The 13,041-nt window shown below is 43.3% G+C and carries 13 protein-coding genes; 11 read left to right on the forward strand and 2 right to left on the reverse strand.

The window, feature by feature from the left end; translation table 11 throughout:
- Window positions 1–100 precede the first annotated feature (100 nt).
- The 4 genes from BLS59_RS07340 to BLS59_RS07355 are packed head-to-tail and all read left to right on the forward strand — an operon-like array spanning window position 101 to window position 4,239.
- Entirely contained in the window at window positions 101–1,342 is a 1,242-nt protein-coding gene (locus tag BLS59_RS07340) for a hypothetical protein (RefSeq protein WP_091146944.1), read from the forward strand.
- A gap of 10 nt (window positions 1,343–1,352) precedes the next feature.
- Complete coding sequence (locus BLS59_RS07345; RefSeq protein WP_091146948.1) at window positions 1,353–1,778, forward strand: QcrA and Rieske domain-containing protein; 426 nt, start codon at window positions 1,353–1,355, stop codon at window positions 1,776–1,778.
- Window positions 1,779–1,783: 5 nt separating this feature from the next.
- Window positions 1,784–2,857, forward strand: a complete 1,074-nt coding sequence (locus BLS59_RS07350; protein WP_091146952.1) for an imelysin family protein — start codon at window positions 1,784–1,786, stop codon at window positions 2,855–2,857.
- A gap of 8 nt (window positions 2,858–2,865) precedes the next feature.
- Window positions 2,866–4,239: a di-heme oxidoreductase family protein gene (locus BLS59_RS07355; RefSeq protein ID WP_205411205.1), complete on the forward strand. Its 1,374-nt coding sequence runs from the start codon at window positions 2,866–2,868 to the stop codon at window positions 4,237–4,239.
- Window positions 4,240–4,514: 275 nt separating this feature from the next.
- On the opposite strand, the gene BLS59_RS07360 is transcribed toward BLS59_RS07355, so the two are convergent.
- Window positions 4,515–5,042 carry a YcxB family protein gene (locus BLS59_RS07360; protein ID WP_091146960.1) on the reverse strand — a complete coding sequence of 176 codons (528 nt, stop codon included), beginning with the start codon at window positions 5,040–5,042 and terminating at the stop codon, window positions 4,515–4,517.
- A gap of 474 nt (window positions 5,043–5,516) precedes the next feature.
- Between BLS59_RS07360 and BLS59_RS07365 the strand changes: the two genes are divergently transcribed.
- The 4 genes from BLS59_RS07365 (at window position 5,517) to BLS59_RS07380 (ending at window position 9,448) form a co-directional block, all read left to right on the forward strand.
- Window positions 5,517–6,698, forward strand: coding sequence for a carboxypeptidase-like regulatory domain-containing protein (locus BLS59_RS07365; RefSeq protein ID WP_091146963.1), 1,182 nt, complete (start codon window positions 5,517–5,519; stop codon window positions 6,696–6,698).
- 157 nt (window positions 6,699–6,855) lie between these two features.
- Window positions 6,856–7,647 carry a cytochrome c biogenesis protein CcsA gene (locus BLS59_RS07370; RefSeq protein WP_262492937.1) on the forward strand — a complete coding sequence of 264 codons (792 nt, stop codon included), beginning with the start codon at window positions 6,856–6,858 and terminating at the stop codon, window positions 7,645–7,647.
- Window positions 7,647–7,859, forward strand: a complete 213-nt coding sequence (locus tag BLS59_RS07375; protein ID WP_091146968.1) for a CcmD family protein — start codon at window positions 7,647–7,649, stop codon at window positions 7,857–7,859. Before BLS59_RS07370 ends, BLS59_RS07375 begins: the two co-directional genes overlap by 1 nt.
- 152 nt (window positions 7,860–8,011) lie before the next feature.
- Window positions 8,012–9,448 carry a Glu/Leu/Phe/Val family dehydrogenase gene (locus tag BLS59_RS07380; RefSeq protein WP_091146971.1) on the forward strand — a complete coding sequence of 479 codons (1,437 nt, stop codon included), beginning with the start codon at window positions 8,012–8,014 and terminating at the stop codon, window positions 9,446–9,448.
- Window positions 9,449–9,696: 248 nt separating this feature from the next.
- Here the strand turns inward: BLS59_RS07380 and BLS59_RS31520 are convergent, their stop codons facing one another.
- Entirely contained in the window at window positions 9,697–9,843 is a 147-nt protein-coding gene (locus tag BLS59_RS31520) for a hypothetical protein (RefSeq protein WP_162842578.1), read from the reverse strand.
- A 139-nt stretch (window positions 9,844–9,982) separates the two neighbouring features.
- Here BLS59_RS31520 and BLS59_RS07385 point away from each other — a divergent pair, with 139 nt between their 5' ends.
- The 3 genes from BLS59_RS07385 (at window position 9,983) to BLS59_RS07395 (ending at window position 12,982) form a co-directional block, all read left to right on the forward strand.
- Window positions 9,983–11,608 (forward strand): sensor histidine kinase, encoded by a 1,626-nt coding sequence (locus BLS59_RS07385; RefSeq protein ID WP_091146973.1) that lies wholly within the window; start codon window positions 9,983–9,985, stop codon window positions 11,606–11,608.
- A complete protein-coding gene (locus BLS59_RS07390) occupies window positions 11,601–12,296 on the forward strand; it encodes a response regulator transcription factor (RefSeq protein ID WP_091146975.1) in 696 nt (231 codons plus the stop codon). The genes BLS59_RS07385 and BLS59_RS07390 overlap by 8 nt, the downstream gene beginning before the upstream one ends.
- 275 nt (window positions 12,297–12,571) lie before the next feature.
- Entirely contained in the window at window positions 12,572–12,982 is a 411-nt protein-coding gene (locus tag BLS59_RS07395) for a cytochrome c maturation protein CcmE domain-containing protein (RefSeq protein WP_091146977.1), read from the forward strand.
- The last annotated feature ends 59 nt before the right edge of the window (window positions 12,983–13,041 follow it).

A 13,041-nucleotide genomic window follows, 5' to 3' on the forward strand; every position in this document is an offset into this window, starting at 1 on the left:
TGAAAATCAATATATTATAGCCACTTTAGAATCATTTTAAACTTAATTTGGATTAAGTCTAAATTACTTATTACTTTTGTCGCCAAATAATCACTTGGCAATGCATGGCAAAACCCTTACTTTAATTATAGCTTCTTTCTTCATATCCGGTACCTTACTGGCACAGCAGCCCAATAATTCAACTGCCGAAGATTCGCTCAATAACAACACCGCAAAAAGCAGCATCTTAACAAATACCACCATCGGCGGTTATGGCAATGCTTTTTATCAATACAATTCAAAACAAAAAACAGCCAAGGTTGATCTTGAACGTTTTGTGTTGTTTATTGGTCACAAATTCAGCGACAAGATCTCTTTCTTCTCTGAAATGGAACTGGAGGATGCCAAAGTTAATGGCGGCGAACCAGGCGGCGAGATCACCATTGAGCAGGCTTACCTGAAATTTAACCTTAACCCCAACCAATACATTGTTGCAGGTTTGTTTTTACCACGTATAGGTATCTTAAACGAAAATCACCTGCCCACCACCTTTAACGGTAATGAACGTAACTATGTAGAGACGCTGGTAATACCTGCAACCTGGCGCGAGCTTGGTGTTGGTTTATACGGCCGTTTTAATAACCTGCCTATTAATTACTCGGTAGGTATTATGAATGGTTTAAGCGCCGCAGGCTTTACCCATGGTTCGGGTATTGTTGACGGTCGTTTTGAGGGCCGTAATGCTACCGGTACCAACCTTGCTGTAACCGGCGCGCTGCAATTTTACCAGGGTGGCTTGAAAGCACAGGTATCCGGTTATTACGGTGGTACGGTAGGCATCCGTAAAACAGAGGCCGATAGCCTTGGCTTAAACTCCGGCGTATTTGGTACTCCTGTTGCCATGGGCGAAGGTGATATCCAATACAACGCGCAAGGCTTTTCTGTAAAAATATTAGGTACTGTTGCAACCATACCCGATGCCGATAAGATAAACAGGGCGTATGCCAGCAACACACCAAAAACACTATATGGTGCTTATGCGGAGATTGGTTACGATTTGCTTTACCGCAAAAATTACGGACAAACAAACCCGGCCCAGCTTATTGTTTTTGTACGCGATGAAAAGCTCGACCTTAATTCGGGCATCCCATCAAACGGTATTACCGATCAAACGCTTAATAAAAACTTTGTGGTAGCGGGATTTACCTACCTGCCGCTGCGCAACGTAGCGGTTAAGGCCGATGTAAGGCTGGCACATTCCGGCGAACAAAATCCGGCACTTATTATTAATCCAAGTCCGGTTGCTTTGCCATACCAAACAAATAATACATTGGTAAACCTTGGTGTAGGATACTCATTTTAACAAGTTTAATATGGACAGAAGGAAATTTATACAACAGTCGTGCTCATTATGTGTAGCTGTTGGCGCGGGTATGGTGGTAGTAAGTTCGCTGGAATCATGCGCTACACTGCCAGCCTACAAAACCGCCATTGTAAATAACACAGTATCGGTTCCCGAAGCCTTGTTTGCCACCAGTGCTTTCCAGCTTGTTCAGCCCAAAAATCAGTATTACAACATCGGCCTTAAAAAAGAAACCAATGGTACCTATACGGCCCTGCTGCTAAAATGTACCCATGCCGATAACCAGCTTACTCCAACAGGTAACGGTTTTAAATGCGATTTGCACGGAAGCACCTTTAGCAACGAAGGCAAGGTAACCACCGGCCCGGCCGAACGTCCGCTGAAAAAATACACAACAGAAGTTGTATCAAACCAAATAATCATCCACTTAAGTTAATACCTATGAAAAACATCCTACTCGCATTAACTTGCATAGCAGTGCTTGGCTTTAGCAGCTGTAGTAAAAACAATGGAAATAATAATACCCTTACACCTGTAGATGAAGGACAGGTGATAAACGATTTTGTTGATGTGGTTGCCAACCCCAATTACATAGAGATAAATGCAAAAGCGGTTTTATTACAAACAGCTGTTACCGCGTTAATAGCTACCCCAACTACAGCTAACCTTGTTGCAGCGCAAAATGCCTGGAAAGATACCCGTAAGCCATGGGAGTCATGTGAAGGCTTTTTGTTTGGCCCGGTTGAAGATAAGGACTATGACCCAACTATGGATAGCTGGCCTTTAAACAAGCAGGATGTTGATGGTTTATTAGCCAGTGGCAGCCCCCTTAGTGTTGGCGAGTTTGATAAGTTTGATGGTACCGCAAAAGGTTTCCATGCCATTGAGTACATTATTTTTGGTGTAGGAGGCACTAAAAAAGCAACAGATATTACTGCCCGCGAAAAAATATTCCTGGCATCAGCAACAGAAAGCCTGGTTAACACCACTCTTGAATTGCGTAATAGCTGGGCTACCAGTAGCGGCAAATACGGTGATACTGTTAAAACTGCCGGTAACGGCGTATTGCCATTTAAAAAACGTAAAGATCTGTTTAAGGTAATAGCTGGTGCAATGGCAGATATTTGCGGCGAAGTTGGTACATCAAAAATGGAAGAGCCTTATGCACAACGTGATAGCTCTTTAGATGAGTCATCATACTCACATAACTCAACTACCGATTTTAAAAACAACATCAGCGGTATTCTTAACGTGTATACCTGCACCTATAATGGTGTAAAAGGCAGTGCCAGCTTAAGCGCATTGGTTGCTTCAAAAAATGCATCACTTGATGCTAAAATAAAAAGCCAATACAATGCCGTACTTGCCCAGTTTGCTACTATTACACATAGTTATGAAAAAGCAATTTACGACCAGCGCGATCAGATTAAAAACACACAAGACGCTATTGCCGCTTTGGAAACTACGCTGACTGTTGATCTGAACGCTTTTATTGAAGCAAATATTAAAGACTAATTATACAAGTGAAAAAATTAAGGGTAGTTGGCATTTTGGCCTTATTGGTATTTGTATTAAGCAGATGCCAAAAGGCCGCCGAATTTCCGGCAGATAAGTACGATGAGCGCTTATCTGGCGGGATAGCCACGGTGTTTGATATTACATCACATTCGTTTAGCAATATGTTCCCGGGGCTATCTGCCTATGACCAGGAAGTGCATGGCTTTGGCGATGCCGCTTTCAGCAAAATATTTGTTACCGCGCCCGCCCCTGTAAACAGCGGTTTGGGCACTATCTTTAACAACAACTCCTGTATTTCATGTCACCATAATGATGGTATTGGCTTACCTACCGCCGGCGACGCACGTTCGTCATTGCTGGTACGCATCAGCTTGCCGGGTACAGATGCGCATGGTGGTCCTGTTGCGGTGCCGGGTTATGGTTTGCAGCTGCAGGATAAGGCCGTTTTTGGTAAAGTACCCGAATGTAAAATAAACATTGCCTATACCAATACTACCTACAGTTTTGCCGATGGCGAAACTTATGCGCTGCGCTCACCTACCTATACACTAAGTAATCTTTATGCCGATATGCCTTCGGGCTACATGCTTTCACCAAGATTGGCCCCGCCAATGTTTGGTTTAGGATTACTGGAAGCCGTACCAGAAAGTGAGATTTTAGCCCTTGCCGATCCTAATGATGCCAATGGCGATGGTATAAAAGGCAAGGCCAACTATGTTTGGGATGCCGCTACGCAATCTCGTCAGTTAGGCAGATTTGGGTGGAAGGCTAATACCGCATCTATACTTACACAGGTAGCTGCTGCCTATAACCAGGATATCGGGATCACCAGCAGAATCTTCCCGGTTGAAAGCAGCTTTGGCCAATTGCAATACGATGGTTTAAAAGATGACCCCGAATTACCGGATAGTACGCTTAACGCCGTGCGGTTTTATGCCGCCACGCTTGCCGTACCTGCCCGTCGTGATGTTACCGATGCCGATACAAAACGTGGCGAAATGCTTTTTAAACAAGCTAAATGTGTAAGCTGCCATGTTCAAACCCTTACTACTGGTGTAAATGTGGCCTTTGCGCCGTTATCAAACCAGGTAATACACCCTTATACCGATATGCTGGTGCACAACATGGGCGCAGGCCTTGCCGATAACCGCCCCGACTTTTTAGCCGGCGGACAGGATTGGCGTACCGCATCACTCTGGGGAATAGGTTTATTTGAAACGGTAAACAGCCCCGGCTATTACCTGCACGATGGCAGGGCCCGCAACATAACAGAAGCAATTATGTGGCACGGCGGAGAAGCCGAAGCTTCAAAAACATACTTCGCCAACCTGCCCAAAGCCGACAGGGACCTGGTGCTGAAGTTTTTGAGAAGCTTGTAAAGGGGGATTTTAGGACAAAATATTTCCGCGCGTCATTGCGGGATACGAAGCAATCTCTACGAAAGCAGATCGGACTTTTATAGTTGCCCTGTATAGCTTAGGGATTGCTTCGTGCCTTACAGCAATGACGTTTTTATTGGGGGATAACTCAAACTCCCGCGAGGTTAGCGCAGCGTAACTCGTGGGTTGCATGGTTAAAGCCTCCGGCTTTATTCAGCTGAAAGCTGAACCCATGTTAACCACGAGCTAAAAGCTCGCGGCAGCAAGAAACTATACTATTGCCCCATCTTTTCTTTTAAAACTTCCAGCAGTTCGTTAAAACCAGCATCGCCAAGTTCCTGGCGGCTAATGGTAAACATGGTTGCCACGGGCTCCTTAAGGGTTAACAATATGGTATCTTTAACTACAGATACAGGTTTAAAAAGGTGCCATTTAAGCCGGAACAGCTTCTCGTTATCTTTGTATTCAACACCGTCGTCATTAAAAATATAGGTGCAATCCATGGCTTCTTTCTCAAACCTGTTGCCGGCTTTATTGGCTATTTTTAAATGTCTTGCGCGTCGTTCAAACAGGCCTGCCCATCTCATGCACATATAAAATAGCAGGCCTCCGCCTAAAAGCTGACATATCGGGAATTCTCCCTTGGTTTCAAGCTTTACGCCCATTATTAAACAAAATAGTGCCACTACGGTATAAATTGTAAACGACAGATAATGCTTTTTGGCCGATAACTCCCAAAGGTTTCTCTGGCTTGCCATAAACAGTGTGCGGTTAAATGGGATGTGGATTATTTTTTCCTGCATAAACTAATGACGTGATAAAGTGCGATAAGATACATTAATTAAGCAATGTCGTAAAAAGAAATTGTAACTGGCGGTGGTTGTAAACTACGCAATCGGCTCTGCTACCGGTTGGACTCACCCCGGCTACACTTCGCTGGCCGACCCTCTTCAGCTTCACTGAAAAGAAGGTGAGGAAGCTTTTGGTGTTAATGAACTCAACAGTAATTTCAAACTCTGCAATCCCTCTTTCCGCCGAAGGCGAAGAGAGGGTGACCGAGCGTAGCGATGGTCGGGTGAGTCCTCTGCGGTCAGTTTACAAAAAGCAATCCCGGCGCGCCATCACCCGAACCTCGCAACTGAATCCCCACCACACCAATCAGATCACCGACATTGTAACTTAATTATATCATTTAATAAATACTTTAGTAATTCATGTGGCGTTCATAAAAAATGTGTTTTTTAGCAACTTGAAATTTATTTGAGTATTTTTATTTGATGCGGTCGTACTGGTTATTGTTACTTTTTGTTTTAAGTCCGTTTATGGTATTGGCGCAGGCCAATATTACCGGCAAGGTAGTGCGTGCCGAAGGTAAAGCCCCCATTGCCAATGCCAGCGTGTTTTTAAGTAACGCCACCTACGGTACATCAACCTATCAGGATGGTACCTTTACCCTGGCCAACGTTAAACCGGGGCAATACGAGCTGGTGGTGACCATAGTTGGCTATGAAGATTTTTCGCAAACTATTCAAGTAGGTCATGATCCCATCAAAATAAACATTGAACTTGCACAAAAGGTACTCATGCTGCGCGAGGTAGTAATTAGCAGCGCCGCCGACTGGAAACGCAACTACGAACAATTTAAACGTGAGTTTATTGGCACTACCGAAAACTCCAAACTTTGCAGGGTGGTTAACCCGCATGTTTTAAATCTTATTTACCATAGCCGCAAGCTACAGCTGGAGGCATCTGGCGATGAGTTTTTGGTTGTGGAAAACCGGGCCCTGGGTTATCGAACCAAATTTTTACTAAAGGAATTTGTGAGCGATGGTATTGAGCATACCATCAGGTATGCAGGTAAGGCACTTTTTGAGCAATTGCCGGGTACTGTTGAGCAAAAAAAGATCTGGAAATTGAAGCGTGAGGAATCATATTATGGTTCGGCGCAGCATTTTTACCGGTCGTTATATAAAGATAAGCTAACCCAGGAAGGTTTTGAGGTGCATGATTATACCCGCTACCTCAATAAAGAACGCCCATCGGACGAGGTGATCCAGCAGAAAATAAAGTTTTTTAGCCGTACCAACCGCGATTCCCTGATGCGTTGGTACAAACTGGCCAACCTAACAAAATGGTACCAGGAAAACCTGGTGCGCTTGCCGTATCAAGGATTCGAGATATTGCGCAGCACGGCACAGTCGGGCATTTATGCCATTACAGCCCCGCATTATTTATATGTGGTGTATACCAAAAAGCACGAGGAAACGGAATTTAAAGATATTTATCGTCCGCTGGATATGGAAAACTTCGAAACCAGCGTAGTTACGCTGTACAAGGGTTACTTTTTGTTTGATATGAACGGGATAGTAATATCAAACCCAAGTCCGCTTTATGAAGGCACATGGTCCAAAGCCAAACTGGCCGATCTGCTGCCGGTTGATTACGAGCCGGGGGATTAATCATTTGGTCATTCACTTTGTTGTCATTAAGTCATTCCGCTGCGCTGTCATTGGTTCATTTCACTGCGCTGTCATTGGTAATTGTTTTGGTATATCGCTTTACGAATGACCTAATGACCAATGACAGCGCAGTGTAATGACCAAATTAAATGACATAATGACTAATGACATAATGACCAAATTGCCTACCTTTGGCCGCATAAATCATATGAAACTTATTAATCAAATTTGGAGCTGGATTTTTGCTGCCGGACTTACCTTTTACAGGTTTTTACAACGCCAAATGACCAAGTTGTGGTGGAAGGTACTGGTAGTGATCCTTATTTTTTACACCCTTATAGCCGGATTTTTACTGGGCGTACCCGCCAAGGCAATCCTTAACGAAACCATCCGTAACCTGTATTTCCACGTACCTATGTGGATGGCCATGCTGTCGGTGTTTGTGATGTCGGTTTTTTATAGCATAAAATACCTGTACAAAGGCGATCAGAAAGACGATATGGCCGCTGTAGAATGTGTAAACACAGGCCTGTTTTTTTATGCGCTCGGTCTGCTAACCGGTATGCTTTGGGCAAGGTTTACCTGGGGCGAGTTCTGGAGCGGCGATCCTAAGCAAAACAGCGCTGCCATTGCCTTTTTGCTGTATTGTGCCTACGTGGTGCTGCGTAACTCCATTGATGAGGAACAAAAGAGCGCCAAAATTGCGGCCATCTACAATATCTTCGCTTTCCCTATCATGATAGTGCTGATATTTGTTTTACCGCGGATGACAGATTCATTGCACCCCGGCAGCGGCGGTAATCCGGCGTTTGGTAAATATGATCTGGATGGCCGTATGCGTGCCGTGTTTTACCCGGCTATGCTGGGCTGGAGTTTTTTAGCCGTATGGATAGCAACTATCCGCTACCGCATCCGTTTAATTGAGTATAAAAAGAACGATATAAATTAATGAAGAAGGTTACAGTTTTACTTTTACTGGTAATGAGTTTTGTAAGCGCGTTTGCGCAGCAAACGCAGGCACCTGTTGATATGGCCGAAGAGCTGTACAAGTCTGGCAAAATATACGTTGTGGTGCTTACAATAGCCATTATTTTTGCTGGACTGGCTATTTACCTGTTCTCGATAGACCGTCGATTAAAAAAAATCGAAAAAGAAAAGTAGTCTAAAAAATTTACCTATGTTGTTTAAACATAGTTTTTGAGCCATTGTAATAAGGTGTAAGGATAACACTAACGATAAAATATTTGCAATATTGATAAAAATAGTACCAAATTTGCACACTTTTTTAAGAGTTTAATATTTATACATTAATTATGGCTACGAATATTTTAGTTGCTGACGAGGATACCCATTTTTTTGGCGACGTATGTAAAAACTTTGATTACGCCGCGCAGTTTACAAAACATGATGCCGGTTTATTAGACCAGATTAAATCATGTAACAGCGTTTACCGCTTCCGTTTCCCGATACGCAGGGGCAATGGTTTTGAGGTTATTGACGCCTGGCGTGTAGAGCACTCGCACCACCAATCGCCAACCAAGGGCGGTATCCGCTACAGCGAAATGGTGAACGAGGACGAGGTAATGGCACTTGCTGCCCTCATGACCTACAAATGCGCCATTGTAAATGTACCCTTTGGTGGCGCAAAAGGCGGCATCAAAATTAACCCTAAAAACTACACCGTAAGCGAGCTGGAAAACATTACCCGCCGTTATACTGTAGAACTGATCAAGAAAAATTTCATTGGCCCCAGCATTGACGTACCCGCACCGGATTACGGCAGCGGCGAACGCGAAATGAGCTGGATTGCCGATACCTATGCCACCATGAACCCTGGTCAGCTGGATGCTATGGGAGCAGTAACAGGCAAGCCAATTGCATTACACGGTATCGCGGGCAGGAGAGAGGCCACCGGCCGTGGTGTGGCAATTGCCATACGCGAGTGTGTGAGCTTTGGCGAGGATATGCAAAAAATAGGCCTGTTGCCAGGTTTGGCCGGCAAAAAGGTTATTGTACAAGGTTTAGGTAACGTGGGTTACTATTCGGCGAAGTTTTTGGCCGAGTTTGGCGCGCTGATAGTGGGCTTGTGCGAGTTTGAAGGTGCTATTTATAACGAAGACGGTTTGGATATAGAAGCCGTTTTTCAGCACCGTAAAGCAACCGGATCTATCCTTGGTTATGCAGGTGCCAAAAAGGAATTTAAAAATACTATGGAAGGCCTGGAGCAGCCATGTGATATCCTGGTGCCCGCTGCGTTAGAAAATCAGATAACAGAAGACAACATCCGCAACATACAGGCAAAGATTATTGCCGAAGGTGCAAACGGACCAACATCGCCAGAAGCCGAAGCTATATTTTATGCCAATGGCGGCATCATCATTCCCGATATGTATGCCAATGCGGGTGGTGTAACGGTATCATACTTCGAGTGGTTGAAAAACCTTAGCCACGTGGCTTTCGGCAGAATGAACCGCAGGTTTGAAGAAAACTCAAACCTTAACCTGGTAAACATGGTTGAAGGCATCACCGGTACCTCATTAACGCCAATGCAGCGTTCAACCATCATTAAAGGTGCCTCTGAGCTTGAACTGGTAAACTCTGGATTAGAGGATACGATGATACGCTCGTACCATGAGATAAGGGAAACTTACAAAAGCAACCCGGCTATTGGTACCCTGCGCAGTGCCGCAATGGTAGGCGCCATCAACAAAATAGCGGTATCATACCAAAACTTAGGCATCTGGCCGTAAGGATTAGGTCATTGCTCATTGGTCATTGCGCTTCGCTGTCATTGGGTCATGGCCTTATAATCTTATGTCATTGCTGCGAGAACGAAGCAATTAATAAATTTTGTCATTCTGAGCATAGCGAAGAATCTATTAAGCGATATATAAGTCTGCGAATAGATTCTTCGTACCTCAGAATGACAAAGTGGATAAAGCTATTGCTTCCTACGTCGCAATGACAAACATTATAAAAAGAGGTAAGCCTAAAAAGCTTACCTCTTTTTGTTACCCTTCTCCCTCAACCTTTTATAAAAAGGAACACCAACAATACCCTCAGCCGGTTTAACTTTCACCGTATCGTTAATCCCGCTGTATGCTGCAGGAATCCATTCGGGTTTAATTATTGGTTTGGTGTTCATGCTTAAAAGCTTTTATTGAATATAGCAATTTTCCATTCCGGCGTCAACCTTAAGTATTTTTATTTAATGTTAACGATTGTTAACAGATAAGTATAGTTGCTTTACGCACAATTACTTTTACTTTAAGCAATCAATAATCATGAAAAGGAAACTTAAGGTAGTATTAGTTTTAATAGCTTTATCGTTAACTGGCATCATTGTATTTCAGGTTTACTGGAGTTTTAATGCCTTTAAGGTAAACAAGCAACAATTTGATAGCGATATTAACATCGTTATGCAGCGGGCCCTGGATAGCTGTAAAAAAGACTATTTCGATTCGATAAGGGTAGTGATGGTAAAGCGCCTGTCGGCCAAAGGTTTTTTTATTAAAATAGATACCGCGCACGAGGCGGATACTGTACATAAGCAATTGAGTATTACGTTTGGTAGTAAATTAGGTTTTTTACCATTTCAAATGACCAGTAATGTGTATGACTTTTACAGACAAAAGCTACCGCGTAACGCAACCAGGGCCGAAGTGCTTACCGAAGCATCGTTTTATGTGCCACAACTGATGGGTAACCTGGTGTCTATATTAGGCTCAGATGATATATCGGCAAACATGAACGTGTTGGATGCCTTTTTAAAAGCCCATAGCAACGAGCCAAGCGACAGCGTAATGGCCCACAATAAAATAATTGAAAGCGGTATCTATGAAATGCCTCCAAATTATCGTCAGGCTGATAGCATTAAACTACATAAATACTATGCTGCCGAACTTCGTAAAATGCATCCGCATACCAGGTTTGAGCTGGTGTTTTCAACTAAGCCGATACCCGCCAAGCCTGCCGATCCGCACCATGCAGATGAACTGCGCTATAGCGAAACTAACGAACAGCCCTACGATTATCATAGCTTTGTGTTCGTTGACAATACTATTTTTGATCATTTATATGTACGGGCTATCTTCAGAAATCCGCAGTTTGGTATTTTAAACGAGATGGTAAAAGTGCTGGTACTATCCGGGCTGCTTATTTTGTTCACCATATTTTGTTTTTACTACATCATCCGTACCATCGTTCACCAAAAAAGGCTGACTGAACTAAAGGACGATTTCATTAACAACATGACGCATGAACTTAAAACCCCCATAGCCACTATTACTGTTGCAATTGAGGGGCTACAAAAATACAACGCCCTTAACGATCCCGAAAAAACACAGCGCTATTTGCAAACATCGCGCAACGAACTTACCCGCCTTAATGACCTGGTGAGCAAAGTATTGAACATAGCCGCCTTTGATAATAAAGAGATCAGTTTGGTTAAAGAAGCTATAAAGATTGATGATCTGCTGAATGAGCTTATATCTGCAGAGAAATTAAAAACAGATAAGGAAATCAGCATCACCTATACCAATAAAAATAACATCGATGTTATTGATGCAGATAGACTGCATTTCAGGAACGTACTGGGTAATATTTTAGATAATGCCGTTAAATATTCAACAGAACCGGTAGTTATCACTATCGATCTGACAAAAAGCGGCGGCAACGCGGTATTTAGCATTAAGGATAATGGTATTGGTATTTCGCAGGCTCATATTAAACATATATTTGGTAAGTTTTACAGAGTGCCCGCCGGTAATGTGCATAACGTAAAAGGTACCGGACTGGGCCTAAACTATGTTAAATATATTGTAGAGGCACATGGCGGCAATGTTACCGTAAAAAGTGAAGTGAATGCCGGCACCGAATTTACAGTAACCATACCTTTAACAAATGGATAAAATACGCGTATTACTGGCCGAAGACGAGCTTTCTCTTGCGCACATAGTGCGCGAAAGCCTGGAGGTAAGCAATTTTGAGGTGATACTTTGTGCCAATGGCGAGCAGGCCCTGCAAAAGTACAAAGCCAATAAGCCCCATATTTTAGCGCTTGATGTAATGATGCCCAAAATGGATGGCTTCGAGGTAGCCCGGCAGGTACGCTTAATAGATAAAATAACGCCCATTATTTTCCTTACTGCCCGTTCGCAGCCAAAGGATGTAGTTGCCGGGTTTGAGCATGGTGCCAATGATTACCTCAAAAAACCCTTCAGTGTTGAGGAATTGATTGTGCGGATGCGGGTATTGCTGAGTGATAACCGCCTGCTGGTGGCGCCAAAAGCAAAACCGGTAAATGAAAATTACCAGATAGGGAGCATCGTTTTCAATTCATCTAAAAACAATATACAACAAGGTATAAATATCACACAGCTAACAGCCCGCGAAAGCGATATCCTGAAAATGCTATGTGCAGACCAGTATCAGGTTATTAACCGTAAGGCCCTGCTCCAAACCATCTGGGGCGATGACAGCTTTTTTAATGCCCGCAGTTTGGATGTGTTTATCACCAAGCTACGCCGCCACCTCGCTATTGATCCCAACATCCAGATCATTAATATACGCGGGGTAGGGTATAAGCTGGTTTGGTGAATGGGGAGCCCGCGACTGTTAAGACTTACGAAGTTTTTAAAACTTCGTAAGTCTCTAAAGAGGTGTCATGCTGAGCCTGTCGAAGCATAGTGGGCAAAGGCCTCTGCGCGCGACCTTTCGACAAGCTCAAGGTGACAGCCCCTTTAACCTTTCGCCTTTTCCCTTTTACCTTCCCTGTCAATAATGATTCTAAATAAGATATATGGCTTGTAATAAACATTATTAGCGGTTCGTTTTGTATTTTTGCAATTCTATTTATAATTTATAAACCGCAGATGAAAAAAAGTTCAATTTTTGGTCTTGTAGTTATAGCCATTGCTATAGCGGTTATCATTAGTGTTTACTCTAATACAAGTACATACGGCTCTTTTAACGATGCTGAGAAAACCAGCAGCGAGCTGCATATTATTGGTCATCTTAATAAATCAAAAGAGTTGGTTTATGATGCCACTAAGGATGCCAATTACTTTGCGTTTTACATGAAGGATAATAAAGGCGAGGAGCGCAAGGTTGTTTTTACCGGTACAAAGCCCGAAGATTTTGAGCGGAGCGAGCAATTGGTGCTAACCGGCAATATGGTAGGCAGCGAATTTCATGCCTCCAAAATTTTGATGAAATGCCCGTCGAAATATACGCAGGACAAGTTAGAAGTTACAGAAGTTAAGGCTAAACAAGCCAGTTTATAGTTAGTATCAGGTAGTTAGTATCAAGTATCAAGATTTTTTTACTGGTTTTAAATGCCGCA

This window comes from Mucilaginibacter pineti, from assembly GCF_900101875.1.
GTDB lineage: Bacteria > Bacteroidota > Bacteroidia > Sphingobacteriales > Sphingobacteriaceae > Mucilaginibacter > Mucilaginibacter pineti.

What these genes read in the sequence shown, in the direction of transcription:
- BLS59_RS07340 (WP_091146944.1), top strand. Translation starts at nt 101, where the DNA reads ATGCATGGCAAAACCCTTACTTTAATTATAGCTTCTTTCTTCATATCC.
- BLS59_RS07345 (WP_091146948.1), top strand. Translation starts at nt 1,353, where the DNA reads ATGGACAGAAGGAAATTTATACAACAGTCGTGCTCATTATGTGTAGCT.
- BLS59_RS07350 (WP_091146952.1), top strand. Translation starts at nt 1,784, where the DNA reads ATGAAAAACATCCTACTCGCATTAACTTGCATAGCAGTGCTTGGCTTT.
- BLS59_RS07360 (WP_091146960.1), bottom strand. Translation starts at nt 5,042, where the DNA reads ATGCAGGAAAAAATAATCCACATCCCATTTAACCGCACACTGTTTATG.
- BLS59_RS07365 (WP_091146963.1), top strand. Translation starts at nt 5,517, where the DNA reads ATGCGGTCGTACTGGTTATTGTTACTTTTTGTTTTAAGTCCGTTTATG.
- BLS59_RS07370 (WP_262492937.1), top strand. Translation starts at nt 6,856, where the DNA reads ATGACTAATGACATAATGACCAAATTGCCTACCTTTGGCCGCATAAAT.
- BLS59_RS07375 (WP_091146968.1), top strand. Translation starts at nt 7,647, where the DNA reads ATGAAGAAGGTTACAGTTTTACTTTTACTGGTAATGAGTTTTGTAAGC.
- BLS59_RS07380 (WP_091146971.1), top strand. Translation starts at nt 8,012, where the DNA reads ATGGCTACGAATATTTTAGTTGCTGACGAGGATACCCATTTTTTTGGC.
- BLS59_RS31520 (WP_162842578.1), bottom strand. Translation starts at nt 9,843, where the DNA reads ATGAACACCAAACCAATAATTAAACCCGAATGGATTCCTGCAGCATAC.
- BLS59_RS07385 (WP_091146973.1), top strand. Translation starts at nt 9,983, where the DNA reads ATGAAAAGGAAACTTAAGGTAGTATTAGTTTTAATAGCTTTATCGTTA.
- BLS59_RS07390 (WP_091146975.1), top strand. Translation starts at nt 11,601, where the DNA reads ATGGATAAAATACGCGTATTACTGGCCGAAGACGAGCTTTCTCTTGCG.
- BLS59_RS07395 (WP_091146977.1), top strand. Translation starts at nt 12,572, where the DNA reads ATGAAAAAAAGTTCAATTTTTGGTCTTGTAGTTATAGCCATTGCTATA.